Raw genomic sequence first — 13,986 nt, 5'->3', positions numbered from 1 at the left:
TGCGGCGCGTTCCTGTACGAAGTTTCTCTGCCATGTCACCGTTCGGTCACCGGGCGCGGTCCGTCGCCGTCCGCGCTCGGGGCGCGCGTGAAGCGGTAGCCCGCGCCGCGCACGGTGACGAGGTGGCGGGGGTTCTTCGGGTCGTCCTCGATCTTGGCGCGGAGGCGGTTGATGAAGTTGTCGACGGTGCGATCGGTGCCGAAGTAGTCGGCGCCCCACACGGCATCGAGGATACGCTGGCGGGGCAGGAGCGTGCCCTCGTGGCGCAGGAAGTACCGGAGCAGGCGCATTTCGAGCGCGGTCGTCTCGAGCGGCTGGCCCCTGCGGCACAGCGTGTGGGCGCGGAAGTCGGCGGTGACGTCGCCGATCTGGAGGACCTCGGTCTCGACCTCGGCGCGCCTGCGCCGCCGGAGGGCCGCGTCGATGCGCGCGCAGAGCTCGGCCACGCCGAACGGTTTTACGATGTAATCGTCGGCGCCGAGCCGCAGGCCCCGGACCTTGTCGAGTTCCTCGCCTTTGGCCGTGACCATCAGAATGGGGACCTCGGGGTCCGCCTCGCGGAGCCGCTGACAGACCTCGAAGCCGTTCATGCCGGGGAGCATCACGTCGAGCAGGACGAGGTCGGGTTTTTGCGCGAGCGCGGCGTCGAGGCCGTCCTTGCCGGTGCCCGCGATCTCGACGCGGAATCCCTCGGATCGCAGGGTCTTCGTCATGGCGAGGCGCAAGCCGAGGTCGTCCTCGACGAGGAGAATGGTCTCCTGCCGCCCCGCGGGGCTCTTCGTGCTCATGATTTCCTCCCTGGAAAAAACAGAATAAACGTCGCGCCGCGGCCGGGCTCGCTCTCGACGCGCGCCCTACCGCCGTGCGCGCGCATCACGTGCCGGACCAGCGAGAGGCCGAGGCCGCTGCCCTCGGTTTCCCGGCTCAACTTGTCGTCGAGCCGCTCGAAGGGCTCGAAGATGCGCGCTTGATCCCGCCGCGAAATGCCGGGGCCCCGGTCCTCGACGCGAACCGTGATGGCTTCGCCCGCGCGCCGCACGACGACCCGATACGGCGCGCCGTCGGGCGCGTATTTGCGTGCATTGTCGAGCAGGTTGTCGAGGGCGAGGCGGACGAGCCCCGGATCGACGTGCGCGGGGGCCGGGGCGTCGATGGCGCGCTCGATCGCGGGCACATCGGGGAATCGCTCCTCGAAGGCGAGGAGGGCCTCGTCCGCGACGGCCGCGAGATCGGCCTCGGCGCGCACCGCGGCGAGCCGACCCTTGGCCATGCGGCCGAGCGAGAGCATGCGCTCGACCGTGTCGCCGAGCCGCTTCGACTCGCGCGCGAGCGCCTCGAAGACCTCGTGTTGCTCCTCGGGCTCGACGCGCCCGCTTTCGAGCAGCTCGGCGAGCATGCGCACGGAGGAGACCGGCGTGCGGAGCTCGTGCGAGACGGCGGAGACGAAATCGACCCGAAGCTCGCTCGTGCGCCGCGCCGCGCGCATGCGCGCCCATAACAACGCGAGGAGGCCGAGCGAGACGACGACGGCGCCCCCGCCGATGGCGGCGAGGACGCGGCGGCTCCGCGCGGCCCTCCGATCGAGCGCGCTGCGATCGGCGGGGACGATGTGCATGGCGAGGCCGGGCGAGAGGAGGGTCGTCCCGCGGAGATCCCCGAACGAGGACACCGTGGGGGCGAAGAGGGCGCGCTCGCCGGGTTGCGTGACGGAAAACCCCGCGTCGAGGGAGGCGGCGAGGGATTCGCCGTGCACGACGAGGCCCGCGATCCGGCCGTCGTCGAGGGCGCGGAGGACGAAGATGGCGCCCGGGGCGCGAAACCGCAGCATGCCGGCGCGATCGGGGCCGCCGCGGAGCGCCGTCGCGGCCTCCTCGCTGCGCAAGGCTTCGAGGATACGGCCGCGCGTCGAGGGAGACCCCTTCAAGGCGAGGAGCGCGCGGGCGCGGAAGGCATCCCCGAGGGCGGTCGCCGTGGTGATCTCTTCGCGCGTGGCCTCGCGCTCCCCGGGGGCGAGGGAGGCCGCATGGCTCTCGATCCAGGCGACGAGGGCCGGAGCCTCGCTCTCCGAGAGGTTTACGAGCGCGACGACGGGATAAAGGAACCGGCCGCCGGCGCCGCGGACCTCCGGACAAACGTCGAGCAGCTCCTTCCGGGCGGCCTTCCGCGTGTCGGGGTGTTTCGTGGTGGTGAACGTGGCGGCGAGGGTGTTGCAATGCTCTGTCGAAGCCGGCCGGGCGGCGCTCGCGGGCGGCGCGGCGGGGAGGGCGAGGGCGCGGTCGCGATCGAGGAGCAAGGGCGCCGCGAAGGGCGGGGCGATGCCGGCGAGGGTGCGCTCGGCGTCCCGGAGATCGGGGCCGAAGCGCGCGGCGGCGAGGGCCACGTCGGCCTCCGCGAGGGCCTGCTCGACGCGGAGCCGGAGCCGCTCGGCGCTGAAGTCGAGCGCGCTCTGCGCCTCGCGCCGCTGCGCCGCCTCCTCGCCCTCCATCGCGCGCAGGCCGAGCACGCCCACCGCGATCGAAGGCAGGAGCGCGAGCGTCACGAAGAGGAGGAGATCCCGCAGCCGCGCAGCGCGTTCGGTGAGCACGAGGCGGAGGTTCGCATGGAAATGTCACGGCCGTGTCACGGCGAGCGCGGGGCCGTGAAAGACGCCCCGCCGCGCCGTGGGAAAATCCTCCCCCGTGGCGCCGCGGCGGGCCGCGAGGGCCTCGGCGAGGAGGCCTTTTTCGAGGAGCGCCTGGACGTCCGCGCGTGTGGCCCCGTCCGTGGGGCCAAACCTCAGAAAATAGGGAGGGTCCCCGGTCTTGACGCCGAACTCGGCGCGCTCGATCACGTGGCGCAGCAGCGCGAGGGCGTCCTCGGGGAGGCCCCGTCCGCCCATTTTTTCGAATGCTTCGGTCCAGTCGAGATCGGACGATCCGCGGAGTTTGTCGAAGATCAGCTCGTAGGCGCGTGCGAGGTCCGGAGCCCAGCCGACGGCGTCGATCGCGGCGTCGAGCACATATTGATGGGAATCCCCCGAGGCCTCCATGATCTCGGCCTGGGCGAGGCGGAGGCGTCCTTTCAGGGCGGGGTCCGTCACGGCCAGGGCTACCACGAGGAACGTGGAGGCATCCGCGCGCTCGACCACGACCTCTTCGTTCATCGCCCGCGTGGCCCAGGCGAGCAGCTCTGCGGGAAGATCAGGATTGTCAGCAAGAGCCGATCTCGCGATTTCTTTCTCGTCGACGTCGGCGTCGTTGCGGAGTCGATCCAGGAAGGATTGGGCGTCCATGCGGGGGAAGATACATGGGGTGAGGTCGAGAGTCTGCCCGGGTCTTGTGCCTCGGGCGGTAGGGATGTAGGCTCTGCGACCATGGCCTCGGCCGACGAGATTCCCGCGTGGCTCAAACTGCATCGCCTCCTCGTGTCCCTGCAGGACGGCGTGGGGGCCACGAACGCCATCGTGTGCGACCTCGCGGGCAGCTTGCTCTGTTACGGTCTGTCGCGGCGACCGCAGAACGGCCCCGCCGCGCTCGAGGTCCCCTCGTTGCGGCTGACCGAGGCCGAGTTCGAGCGCGAGCGCTCCACGCTCGGCGAGATGTTCGAGCGTGTGCTACGGGCGCGGGCGCCCGGGAACGACAAACCCGGCGCGCGCTTCACGGTCGCGCTGGCCGATGAAGAGCCGTTCGCCTACGCGCAATCGTTCGGCGGTTACGTATTGCTGCTCTGGTTCAGCGGGCCGTTCACGCCGTTCCCGCTGGCCGCGAAGATCCGACCCGCGCTGCCAGCGATCGAGGCGCTGACGGTGATGCTCCCGCCGCCCGAGGGGCCGAGCCGAGGGGCGATGGCCATGCCGATGAGGGGGTGAGCCGCGGTTGCTGGAAGGGCACAGGGGCTCGCGCGAAGGGCACAGCGGCTCGCGCCGTGGATGCGCCTCCGCGCGTTCGTAGGAATCACCACGCCGGGCGTTGACGTCGGGAATGGGCTCACGCTGGCTTGGCTCCGGCGATCCCTATAGGATCGGGCCCAGGAGGTTGTTCATGCGCACGCATCGACCCGTCATGCTCGTGACGCTCCTTTTGGCCGTCGCCGTCGGAATGTCCGTCGCGCCCGGATGCGGGGATGACAAGAGCAGCGGAGGACCGGAGCCGACAAGCGGCGATTTCATCTCCAGGTATGTGAAGGCACTCTGCGACCGCACGTTCGCGTGCTGCGACGCGGCGGCCCGGGCCGCGCACGGCTTGGACGCGAGCTCCGCTGACGCGTGCGCCTCGGACCTCAATGCGATTTTTATTGCCATCGGCGGCGGAGGCGAGGTGAAGGGCACCTTCGTCCCGGAAAAGGCGGAGGCGTGCCTCGCCGAGCTGACCGCCGCCCCCTGCGCCGAGATTGAAATCCTGGGCGCGCTTTTGGGCGTGGACGAGAAGTTCACGCCGTCCTGCATCGATGCATGGGACGGCTCCGTGCCCGAGGGCGAGGCCTGCGGCACGAACTGGGACTGCGCCCGGGACCGCTGCGTGCGCAACGTCGATTCGAGCGGGCAGTCGACGTCCGCGTGCAAAGCGAAGGGGGCGGCCGGAGAGCCATGCTCGGCGTCGTTCGACTGCGAAGAGGCGCTCCGGTGCGACGCGGGGACGTGTGCGCCGCGGCTCGCCGTCGGCGGGGCGTGCAAGGGGAGCGTCGACTGCCAAGAGGAGCTTCGCTGTGCTCAGGACGACACGTGTCAGGCGCGCGAGCAGGTGGGCGGTCCATGCGCGTCGGACGAAGACTGCGCGGCCGGCACGACGTGCAAGGGTTCCATGTGCGCGCCGCTCGGCACCGTAGGCGCGCCCTGCTCCTCCGATTCGGACTGCGCGTCCTCCGCGTGTGTCGATGCGACGAGCACCTGCGCCGACGTCTGCAAGGGCGGCTGATCGCAGGAGCCGCGCGGCGGCGCGTTCCATCGGGGATGGGTGTACTTGTCCCAGGTGCTCGGTGTAGAGGTCGAACCATGAGCGCGCCGAACAACGTCATGCGTATCGACATGCGAGGGGCCGTCCCCCTCGCGAACGGCACCCTGGTCGACGTATGGATCGCGCAGCAAAAGGGCGGCATGTTCTCGAACAACTACGAGGGCACCTGGCTGCAAGTGGTCGACACGGGCGTGATCTATTCGGACGCCTTGTTCTATCGAGAGGAGAGCTCCGTGGTTCACCGCGAACATCCGGAGTCCCTGGAGGTGCGCGGCGATCTCCATACGCTCGCCAGGCTCCGCGGCCGCATCGTCTACTGCCGCGTCGCGTTCACGTACGAGCAGCAGATGACCACCCTGCTCGTGCAATACGAAAACGCCCCCGCTGTCTATCGCTGACGCTGGGCCGCCTTCGTTCGTCACGCGCCGAGCTGCCAGCACGGGCGCTTGAAAACGGTGGAAAACCCGACGCTGGCCCTTTAGGCTCGCCGCCCCCGACCGACCTTGGTGCGGGAGGAGCGGCTCCTCGTGAACACCCTCGATCTCTCGAATCGCGCAACCCTGAAGCTGCCCGCTGGCTGGGAGATCCTGCCTCCCGACCCTCGCGGGTTGTTCGAGCCGGCGTGGCGGCGCTGGCATGCCGCCTGGGACCAGAAGCACGGCCGCGGCGAGCCGTTCGCGTACGGGCCTCCTCGAAAGGGCCGCGACGCGCTGCCTTACCCGTTGAACGACCTGTGGGATCTGCTCTCGAACGAAGCTGAGGTCGCCGAAGGACGCTGGACCCGGTGGGTGGTTGGAAACGCGGAAGCGCGCGCGCTGGCCTGGTTCTTCGTGCTCGCTTCCCCCTCGGAGGAGGCGTTCGACGACCTCGTCGCGTGGAGCGGGCTGCACATCGACGGCGAAGGCTCCGGGCGTGAGTACCGCAAGTACATGGGCCTCTCCTACGCGACCAGCGACTTCGATCTCGGCAAGAACGAGCTGCGGCACTATCACCGGCATGGCCTCGTCGTGGCCGCCTTCAGCGTGGAGTCGTCCGACCTCGCGACCCTGTTCAAAGGCTTGTCGCCGGCGCGTCTTGCGACCGAGCTCGCCGCCGCCGCCCCCCGGTCCCCGGAGGGGATCGAGGCGCTCGTCGCGCGCGTGCCGGCGTCGGGGTTTCCCGGCGACGACCGGAGCTTCGGGCCCGCGACGCGGCTCTTGCAGCGCCTTGCGGCAAGCGTGAAGCAGCCGTCGATCGTGATCCGGTTCCATCTCGTCCGCGGCAAGACCCTTCGCTCCGCCTCGGTGAACGTCCTCGAGGGCAGGTCCGAGCCCTTCTGGATGGCGGCGATCCACAGCGACCCGCCGCAATGCCAAACGCTGCGAGAGGTGACCGCGCTCCTCGGCGCCGAGGGCAAGGGCTGGGCGCTGGACCCGACGTCGGTCGATGTGAAGTGCAAGCGCCCGAAGGCGCCTGCCGATGCAATCACGGCGCTCGTGAGGGACTTCCTGGTGGAGGCGCTCGCCGGGGGCGGGGCGGCGGCGACGAAGAAAGCGCCGGCGAAGAAGGTCGCATCGACGAAGAAGGCGCCGGCGAAGAAGGCGCCGACGAAGAAGGCGCCAGCCAAGCGAAAAAGCGGCGCGTAGAGCGTCCCGCCGACCCACCGTTTCGGCAATGCAACGAAGCCCCGCAGCGCGTTCGGACGCTGGACGACTTCGATCGCTGGTTCCGCGGCTGCCGCGATTCGATGGGGGGGTGATTCACGAACGGGCGGTTGACGGCCATGCAGATTCGCTGTTATCTGTCAAAGAATGAAGCGCGTCCCGCCGACCCCGCTCCCGCTCACGTCCCTCCTCGTCCGCGCCGGGCAAGCCGCTGCGCTCACGGCGGCGCTCTTGCCGGGGTGCAGCGGTGACACGACGGGCGGAGGTGGCGACATTCCGCCGCAGGCGCCGGATCCGACGTCGAGCTCGACCGGGCCGGGCGGGGGAGGGGGCACGGGCGGCGCGGGTGGCGTGATCCCCCCGCAGCCGGGGCCGGGCGGCGGCGGGGGCGTCGGCGGTGCGGGCGGCGTGATCCCACCGCAGCCCGGGCCGGGCGGCGGCGGGGGCGTCGGTGGCGTTGGTGGCGGCGGGGGTGCCGGCGGAGCGGGCGGTGCCATCCCGCCTCAACCCAATCCAGCCGGCGGGGGCATGTCGCCCCAACCCCCGGAGGCCAAGTAAGCCATCGCCGATGGGCGGCATCTCTCGGTTCAGGACGCGCGGCATCCCTTCTCCGCAGGCAACCGCGAAGTCCGGGCGAGCGGCGAAGAGGCTCTCCGCCGACGCGCTCGATTGGATCGTGCTGAACCTCGCGCGTGGCATGGCGCCCCGCGACATCGTCGCGACGCTCTCCGGGGCAGGTCTTCCCGTGGCGGTGGTCGAGAATGCGCTCGACGAGATCGAGCATTCGCCGCTCACGCCGGCCTATGTCCGCGCCATTGACGAGCGCGCCCGTGCTCGCGAGATATGTCGGCTCCCGCGGCTCGTCGGGCGAGATGCAGGCGCGCTCGTGGAGGTCTCGTGGTGCCCGCCGGCCGACGTGTTTCATCGCCAGCACTGGCTCGGCAATACGCCTCTCGTGGTGCGAGGGTACGTGGAGCAATGGCCACGGCCCCCGCGCTTTCGCTTCGAGGACCTCCGGCGACGGTTCGCCGACGTGGAGGTCGAGGTGGCCCGCGATCGAACCAGGCACGCGCGCCCTGACCTCGAATTCACGGGGCTGCGGGCGAAGATGCCGTTCGGAGACTACCTCGATATCGTCACGACCACGGTCGACGACGACGTCTACCTCGTCGCGCGCAACCGGGCCTTCGAGGACACCTCGCTCGGACAATTGCTGGAGGAGATCGAGCTGCCCCCCGATCTCTTCCCGCCGCCGCGCCGGGGGGCCATCTCCTTTTGGCTCGGGCCCGCGGGCACGCACACGAAACTGCACCACGACGGGACCAACAACTTCTTTTGCCAGGTCCTCGGCAAGAAGCGCGTCGCCCTCGTGCCGCCCAGCGTGACGATGGTCGCGGATGCGGCCACGGGTTTCTACGCCTCGCACACGAGCGACGAGGTTCGTCGAGCCCACCCCGAGCTCGTCCACGAAGTGGAGCTCGCGCCGGGAGATGCGTTGTTCATCCCGGTCGGCTGGTGGCACGAGGTATGGAGCCTGTCCCCGAGCCTCTCGCTCGCCGTCGTGGGCTTTCGCTGGCCGAGCAGCTACGACCACCGGCCCGGGCGCCCGCTCGGCCAGCGCGAATCGCTCGGCTGAGACGGCGCGTGCGGCTCTTCGTCAGGTGCCCGTGAAGGCTTGCAACTGCTCCAGGTATTGTGCCTGCGAGAGCGGCGTCCCCTTGTACGCGAACGTGAGCCCCGTCGCGTGGAGCTTGCCCAAGAACGGGACGGAGGTGCTCAATGTGCCGATCGAATAATACCGGTCCGTCGACATGTACTCGTACATAAATCTGTCGAATCTTTCTTGAAAGGACGGCTTCTCGCCATCCGACAGCCCCGTGGAGCATTGCGAATGAAACACGGTGGCGATCCGGTCGGGTAGGAACGGGGAGACGATGTTGTAGACGGCATGAAGGTCGAACTCGTGTCTGCTGTCATCGGTGGTGATGCTCTTGCCCCCGGGTCTGCAGTGTCCCGTCACGATGATGAGCGGACGCGGGCCGACGTCGATGGACAACGCGTCCCCGAAGCTTTTCGTGAACTTGTGCTCGTCGTCATACGGACACAGGTAATGAAACGTGCCCGGGTCGTGATGCTTCTCCCACGTACCCTTCATGCCGGAGAGGATCGATCGGTAGAGAAACCCATCGAGGAGCGTGCTCTCGTCCGTCGTATTGAGGACCAGGCACATGCAATAGGTGTACTGGTCCAGGCGGTCCTGCTCCCCCTTCACGGCTGGCCGGACCGCTTGCGAGCGCCGCTGGCCGATCGCCTATCCTTTGCCGAGCATCAGCCGCCCGCAGCGGTCTCCGATCATCATCGAGGCCGCGTTCGTATTGCCGGACACGATGGTTGGCATGATCGCCGCGCCCGCGACGCGCAGGCCGGTCACGCCACGCACGCGGAGCTCCGGGTCTACCACCGCGCTCGGATCGACGCCCATCTTGCACGTGCCGACCGGGTGAAAATCGGCCTCGGAGTATTTGCGCAACGCCTCCCTGAGCTGATCGTCCGTGACCACGGTCGGCCCCGGCGTGTGCTCGGCGTCCTCGACCCAGGCCAAAAGCTCCGGGGCGTTGAGGATCTGGCGGATCATCTTGTAGCCCTCGAGTTGCGTGGCCCAGTCCTCCGCTGTGCTCAGGAAATTCGGCTCGATGATCGGCGCCTCGCGAGGATCGGCCGAGCGCAGCTTGACCTGGCCACGGCTCGTGGGGTGAAGGTTGATGCAGCCGAGCGCGAGCGCCTCCGACGGATAGTCGCTCCAGCCATGGCGCATATAATAGGACTGGACCTCGAACCGAGGCGGACCGTTCACGGCGCCGGGCGCTCCGTTCGTGAAAATCGATACGTCCATGGTCGTGATGTGGCTCGGCGCGTTTGGCATCCTGAGCTTCTTGACGACCACCGAGATCAGGTGATCTTGCAGGTTCTGCCCGACGCCGGGCACGTCGGCGACGTGCTCGATCCCGAACATCGCGAGCTCGGCGGCGCTCCCGATCCCAGAGAGCATGAGGAGCTGGGGCGTATGGACCGTGCCCGTGCAGAGCACGACGTCCCGCCTCGCCCGGACGGCGATCTCGGCGCCATTCACGTCGATGAGGACCTTGTCGACCTTCCGGTTTGGATCGAATGTGATGCGCTTGACGCGCGCCAGCGTCTTGATCGTCAGGTTGAGATTCGAGAGGAGCGGCTTTACGAACTTCGTGAACGCGTCCTGCCGAGCCCCCGTCTTGACGTCGACGTTGAGCTGCGTAAACCCGACCCCGTAGGGCGAGGCGCCGTTGTAATCCTGGTTCAGCGGATACCCCAACTTCATGACGGCATCGAGTACGCCCTTGGAGAGGTCGTTTTTCGAGGTAAACTCCGTGGTCGGGACCATCGGGCCCATGGTGCCGTGGTAGGCGGGATCGCCGGCCGTGTAGGTCTCCAGCGTCATGAACGACGGCAGCACGCTCTCATAGCCCCAGCCCGTGCACCCCTGGGCAGCCCAGCCATCGAAATCGTCTCGATGGCCGCGCACCCAGACCATCCCGTTGATCGAGCTCGAGCCTCCGAGCACCTTGCCCGCGGAGTAGGACTGCGCCCTGTCCAAGAGCTCGGGCTGCGGTTCGGACGTATACCCCCAATCGACCCCGGAGTCCGGCTGCGTGAGCTTCCACGATTGCGTGAAATCGCGAATGTCTTCGCGATCGTTGCTGCCGCCTGCCTCGACGAGCAGCACCGTGACGCCCGGCTCCGAGAGCAGGCGCGCGACGAGCGGGCATCCGGCGGATCCGGCGCCGACGACGACGTAGTCATAGACCTCGTGGAGCGGCGAGATCGTCTCGTCCACACTGCAACCGGCGAGAGAGCGCGCGCCGATCGCGTGGAGCGACGATGCGCCGATGAGTTTGAGGAGATCTCGACGCGAGAAGCCTGCGCGCTCGGCGAATGCGGGCAGATCAGCACGCCAAGGAGCCCTTGAAGGTCGCTTCATCGCACCATTTTATCATTGGGCGAACCGGCTGGCACCGGGCAGGGGCGCCGCCTTGCACCGCCGTGATTCCGTCTGCGCCCCACCGTGGACGCATTGGTCAACCTTCTGGTCGCCGATCTCCTGCGCAACCCCCCGCCCGTCCCATCCACTTCAGCGCATGCGGAGCCGTCCGGCTGCGGCTGCGGGGTCTCATTCCGCAAGGGCGGAGTGGTGTTCCACAAGGGCGTGGTTGCGTTCCGCGAGGGCGTGGTTGCGTTCCGCGAGGGCGTGGTGGCGTTCCGCGAGGGCGTGATGGCGTTCCGCGAGGGCGTGGTGGCGTTCCGCGAGGGCGTGGTTGCGTTCCGCGAGGGCGTGGTGGCGTTCCGCGAGGGCGTGGTGGCGTCCCGCGAGGGCGGGGTGGCGTCCCGCGAGGGCGTGGTGGCGTTTCGCGAGGGCGTGGTGGCGTTTCGCGAGGGCGTGGTTGCGTTCCGCGAGGGCGTGGTTGCGTTCCGCGAGGGCGTGATGGCGTCCCGCGAGGGCGGGGTGGCGTCCCGACGCGAAGCCCGAGAGGGCGCCAGCGACGGCCCATGCTGGGGGACGGTGGGCCCTCCCGAGAGGGGTCATAACCCCGTGAATTGTTTCAGAGATGAGGCTGCGCGCCCGGCAGGACTCGAACCTGCGACCCGCGGCTTAGAAGGCCGCCGCTCTATCCAACTGAGCTACGGGCGCTCGCTTTCGCGTTCGCGCGCGAGCATAAACGGTCGCGGGCCGTCTGAAAAGACCGTTCAGACCTCCGCCGAGCGCCGGACCTGTTCGTCCGTTCGGCCGAAGCGGCGCTGGCGGCGCGCGTAGAACGCGAGAGCGTCGTCGAGTGTCGCCTCCGAGAAGTCCGGCCAGAGCGTGTCCGTGAAGAAGAGCTCGGCGAACGCTGCCTCGAAGGGCAGGAAATCGCTCAGCCGTTGCTCGCCGCCCGTCCGGATCACGAGATCCGCGTCCGGCAGCTCGCTCGTGCTCAGGAAGCGCCGCAGCGACTGCGCGTCGATGTCCTCCGGCAGGAGCAGCCCCGCGCGCGCCTGCGCCGCCACCGCCCGCATCGCGCTCACCATGTCGCGACGGCCGCCGTAGTTCAGCGCCAGCGCCAGCGTCATCGACGTCCCGCCCGCCGTGTTCGCGATGAGCCGCTCCGTCGCCTTCCGCGTCGCCGTCGGCACCTCGTCGTCGATGTCGCCCACCACGACCACGCGCACCCCACGCGCCACGAGATCGTCGTGCGCTTCCTCGGCGAAGTCGCGGCAGATGCGCATCAGGTTCCCCACCTCCTCACCCGGGCGGTTCCAGTTCGCCGCGCTGAACGCGTAGAGCGTGAGCACCGGGATCTTCCGATCGTGGCAGGCGCGCACCGCGAGGCGGACCTTGTGCGATCCAGCCTCGTGTCCCTTCGTGCGAGGAAGTCCGCGCGACGTGGCCCAGCGGCCGTTGCCGTCGAGGATGATCGCGATGTGCTGAGGGAGCGAGCGTTCGTTCATGGGGATACCTTCGAGCCGTGCGGCCTGAGGATGCACCATGCAACCACCCACGTCCACGGAACCGCCGTGGTGCATTCGTGGAGGCTCCATGGAGAACTCCTACGCGGGAACGGAGGACTGTGTGGATTGTGTTACAGAATCTTCGCGGCGGGCAGCGTGATCCGGAAGGAGACCTCGGGCGGGCCGCTCTCGGCGCACTCCGCGGAGCCGCTGTGCGCCTCGGCGATGGCGCGCACGATCGCGAGGCCGAGGCCCGTGCCGCCGTTCTCCACGCGCGTCGTGACGAAACGACGGAACAGGCGGCCGGCGACGTGGGGATGGATGCGGCCGCGGCTCCGCACGGTGAACCGCACTTCGTCGCCTTCGCGCAGGAGCGAAACGTGGATCTCCTCGCCGGGCTCGCCGTGCGTGACGGCGTTGTCGAGCAGGTTCTCGAGCGCCCGGGAGAGCCAGAGGGCGCTGCCGCGGACGGTGGCGGCGCCGTGGGTGGAGACGTGCACGCTCGCGCCACGCTCGCGGGCCTGCGCCGCGGCGTCCCGGGCGAGCTTGTCGAGATCGACGACGGCGGCGTCCTCGACGCCGCGCGCTTCGATCCGCGCGAGGTTCAAGAGGTCGCCGAGCAGCGCTTCGATGCGCTCCGTCGCTTGCTGGATGCGGCCGACGAAGCGCGCGGCCTCCTCCGGCTCCTCGAGCGCGCCGTCGGCGAGGACCTCGGCGCTCGCGCGGATGGCCGCGACCGGGTTCTTGAGCTCGTGCGAGAGGTCAGCCGCGAAGGTCTCGACGAAGGGGCGGCCTTCGAGCTGGCGGCGCATGGAGTCGATGGCGCGCGAGAGGCGCTGCACCTCGCGGCCAAACGCCGGGGGCGGCGGCGCGCGTCGCTCGCCCTCGCTGACGCGGACGGCAAAGTCGGTGAGGGCCTCGATGGGCCGGGCAATGGCGCGGCCGATGAGGACGGCGGCGGCCGCCGCGGCGGCGCCGAGCACGAGGCTGATCGCGAGGACCGTGGGCGCGAAGTCGGTGAGGGTGCGGGTGATGACGAGGGTCGGCTTGACGACCTCGACCTGGCCGACGACGTGGCTCTGCACGAGGATGGGCGCCGTGACGAAGACGGTGCCGGGCTCGCCCCGGGCCGGGCCGGCGCGGAAGACGGGGCGGCCGCCGGGATCGAGGAGGGAGAAGTGGAGGGCGTCGGGATCGGCGGAGCGGGCGATGCGGCCGCCGACGTCGCCGAGGGAAGCGCCGCGGGCATCGAGCTCCCCGCCCACGACGGCGGCGATCGCGGCGGCCTCGTCACGCGCGGCGTCCTCGGCGAGGAGGGTGGCGCGGGCCTCGATGCGATCGAGGACGAGGAGGCCGAGGCCAAACGCGAACGCGCCGACGATGCCAGCGAGGGCGAGGAAGACCTGGAGGCGGATGCTCGTGCCGCGGGTGCGGGCGCGGACGATGCGCGAGGCGACGTAGGCGACGAGGAGGATGAGGCCGACGGCCGAGGCAGAGGCGACGAGGAGGCGAATCACGGTGCATCCGGGGCGCCCGGCGGAGGCGCCGCGGGCCTGTCGGTGACGCGGTAGCCGACGCCGCGCACGGTCTCGATGAAGGCCGGGTTTCCGCCGGCCGACTCGACCTTGCGGCGAAGGCCCTTTACGTGCGAGTCGATGGTGCGGTCGGAGATGGCGAAGCCGTCGCCCCACACGCGGTCGATGAGCTGCGCGCGCGTGAAGACACGGCCGGGCGCCGCGAGCAAGCAAGCGAGCAGGTCGAACTCGACGCGGGTGAGCTCGACCTCACGGTCGTGGACGTAGGCCCTGCGGGTGGCCTCGTCGACGGAGAGCGGCTGGAGCGCGGCGGTGGAGGGGGTGGCGGACGTGGCGGCGGGAGGCGGCGCGGGCGTG

General features: G+C 69.6%; 15 protein-coding genes and 1 tRNA gene. 6 read left to right on the top strand and 10 right to left on the bottom strand.

What is annotated here, in order from left to right; all coding sequences use genetic code 11:
* Window positions 1–35: 35 nt before the first annotated feature.
* From E8A74_RS42165 to E8A74_RS42155, 3 genes are read right to left on the bottom strand one after another with little or no spacing between them, the layout of a single operon-like run.
* Window positions 36–788, bottom strand: a complete 753-nt coding sequence (locus tag E8A74_RS42165) for a response regulator transcription factor (RefSeq protein ID WP_136934793.1) — start codon at window positions 786–788, stop codon at window positions 36–38.
* Window positions 785–2,584 (bottom strand): sensor histidine kinase, encoded by a 1,800-nt coding sequence (locus E8A74_RS42160; RefSeq protein ID WP_136934792.1) that lies wholly within the window; start codon window positions 2,582–2,584, stop codon window positions 785–787. Before E8A74_RS42160 ends, E8A74_RS42165 begins: the two co-directional genes overlap by 4 nt.
* Before the next feature lie 24 nt (window positions 2,585–2,608).
* A complete protein-coding gene (locus tag E8A74_RS42155; protein WP_136934791.1) occupies window positions 2,609–3,271 on the bottom strand; it encodes a hypothetical protein in 663 nt (220 codons plus the stop codon).
* 81 nt (window positions 3,272–3,352) lie between these two features.
* On the opposite strand from E8A74_RS42155, the gene E8A74_RS42150 reads away from it, so the two are divergent.
* The 6 genes from E8A74_RS42150 (at window position 3,353) to E8A74_RS42125 (ending at window position 8,210) form a co-directional block, all read left to right on the top strand.
* Complete coding sequence (locus E8A74_RS42150; protein ID WP_136934790.1) at window positions 3,353–3,847, top strand: hypothetical protein; 495 nt, start codon at window positions 3,353–3,355, stop codon at window positions 3,845–3,847.
* Between the two features lie 172 nt (window positions 3,848–4,019).
* Window positions 4,020–4,892 carry a hypothetical protein gene (locus E8A74_RS42145; protein ID WP_136934789.1) on the top strand — a complete coding sequence of 291 codons (873 nt, stop codon included), beginning with the start codon at window positions 4,020–4,022 and terminating at the stop codon, window positions 4,890–4,892.
* Window positions 4,893–4,969: 77 nt separating this feature from the next.
* Window positions 4,970–5,329, top strand: a complete 360-nt coding sequence (locus E8A74_RS42140) for a hypothetical protein (RefSeq protein WP_136934788.1) — start codon at window positions 4,970–4,972, stop codon at window positions 5,327–5,329.
* A 129-nt stretch (window positions 5,330–5,458) separates the two neighbouring features.
* A complete protein-coding gene (locus E8A74_RS42135; RefSeq protein ID WP_136934787.1) occupies window positions 5,459–6,556 on the top strand; it encodes a hypothetical protein in 1,098 nt (365 codons plus the stop codon).
* 165 nt (window positions 6,557–6,721) lie between these two features.
* The gene (locus E8A74_RS53350; RefSeq protein ID WP_170229782.1) at window positions 6,722–7,132 is read left to right on the top strand and encodes a hypothetical protein; all 411 of its coding nucleotides are present in this window, start codon (window positions 6,722–6,724) and stop codon (window positions 7,130–7,132) included.
* A 10-nt stretch (window positions 7,133–7,142) separates the two neighbouring features.
* Window positions 7,143–8,210, top strand: a complete 1,068-nt coding sequence (locus tag E8A74_RS42125) for a cupin-like domain-containing protein (protein ID WP_136934786.1) — start codon at window positions 7,143–7,145, stop codon at window positions 8,208–8,210.
* A 21-nt stretch (window positions 8,211–8,231) separates the two neighbouring features.
* Here E8A74_RS42125 and E8A74_RS42120 read toward each other — a convergent pair whose 3' ends face one another.
* The 7 genes from E8A74_RS42120 to E8A74_RS42090 all read right to left on the bottom strand — a co-directional run.
* Complete coding sequence (locus E8A74_RS42120) at window positions 8,232–8,846, bottom strand: hypothetical protein (RefSeq protein ID WP_136934785.1); 615 nt, start codon at window positions 8,844–8,846, stop codon at window positions 8,232–8,234.
* 39 nt (window positions 8,847–8,885) lie between these two features.
* The gene (locus E8A74_RS42115; RefSeq protein WP_136934784.1) at window positions 8,886–10,589 is read right to left on the bottom strand and encodes a GMC family oxidoreductase; all 1,704 of its coding nucleotides are present in this window, start codon (window positions 10,587–10,589) and stop codon (window positions 8,886–8,888) included.
* Window positions 10,586–11,146 carry a hypothetical protein gene (locus tag E8A74_RS56185; RefSeq protein ID WP_136934804.1) on the bottom strand — a complete coding sequence of 187 codons (561 nt, stop codon included), beginning with the start codon at window positions 11,144–11,146 and terminating at the stop codon, window positions 10,586–10,588. The genes E8A74_RS42115 and E8A74_RS56185 overlap by 4 nt, the downstream gene beginning before the upstream one ends.
* Window positions 11,147–11,223: 77 nt before the next feature.
* Window positions 11,224–11,297 (bottom strand) — tRNA-Arg (locus tag E8A74_RS42105).
* Between the two features lie 56 nt (window positions 11,298–11,353).
* On the bottom strand, window positions 11,354–12,094 hold the full coding sequence (gene uppS, locus E8A74_RS42100) for a polyprenyl diphosphate synthase (protein WP_136934783.1): 741 nt from the start codon (window positions 12,092–12,094) through the stop codon (window positions 11,354–11,356).
* A gap of 131 nt (window positions 12,095–12,225) precedes the next feature.
* Window positions 12,226–13,611, bottom strand: a complete 1,386-nt coding sequence (locus tag E8A74_RS42095; RefSeq protein WP_136934782.1) for an ATP-binding protein — start codon at window positions 13,609–13,611, stop codon at window positions 12,226–12,228.
* The coding region (locus tag E8A74_RS42090; protein WP_136934781.1) for a winged helix-turn-helix domain-containing protein at window positions 13,608–13,986 on the bottom strand (379 nt) is incomplete at its 5' end. The genes E8A74_RS42090 and E8A74_RS42095, both read right to left, overlap by 4 nt.

The organism is Polyangium fumosum, from assembly GCF_005144585.1.
Classification (GTDB): domain Bacteria; phylum Myxococcota_A; class Polyangia; order Polyangiales; family Polyangiaceae; genus Polyangium; species Polyangium fumosum.
The sequence above is the reverse complement of the archived record's forward strand: the minus strand, read 5'-3'. Positions and strand labels throughout refer to the sequence as shown.

Bases quoted from the DNA above. Each gene is read 5' to 3' on its own strand.
- E8A74_RS42140 (WP_136934788.1), top strand. From the start codon at position 4,970: ATGAGCGCGCCGAACAACGTCATGCGTATCGACATGCGAGGGGCCGTC.
- E8A74_RS42150 (WP_136934790.1), top strand. From the start codon at position 3,353: ATGGCCTCGGCCGACGAGATTCCCGCGTGGCTCAAACTGCATCGCCTC.
- E8A74_RS42155 (WP_136934791.1), bottom strand. From the start codon at position 3,271: ATGGACGCCCAATCCTTCCTGGATCGACTCCGCAACGACGCCGACGTC.
- E8A74_RS42165 (WP_136934793.1), bottom strand. From the start codon at position 788: ATGAGCACGAAGAGCCCCGCGGGGCGGCAGGAGACCATTCTCCTCGTC.
- E8A74_RS42125 (WP_136934786.1), top strand. From the start codon at position 7,143: ATGGGCGGCATCTCTCGGTTCAGGACGCGCGGCATCCCTTCTCCGCAG.
- E8A74_RS42145 (WP_136934789.1), top strand. From the start codon at position 4,020: ATGCGCACGCATCGACCCGTCATGCTCGTGACGCTCCTTTTGGCCGTC.
- E8A74_RS53350 (WP_170229782.1), top strand. From the start codon at position 6,722: ATGAAGCGCGTCCCGCCGACCCCGCTCCCGCTCACGTCCCTCCTCGTC.
- E8A74_RS42115 (WP_136934784.1), bottom strand. From the start codon at position 10,589: ATGAAGCGACCTTCAAGGGCTCCTTGGCGTGCTGATCTGCCCGCATTC.
- uppS (WP_136934783.1), bottom strand. From the start codon at position 12,094: ATGAACGAACGCTCGCTCCCTCAGCACATCGCGATCATCCTCGACGGC.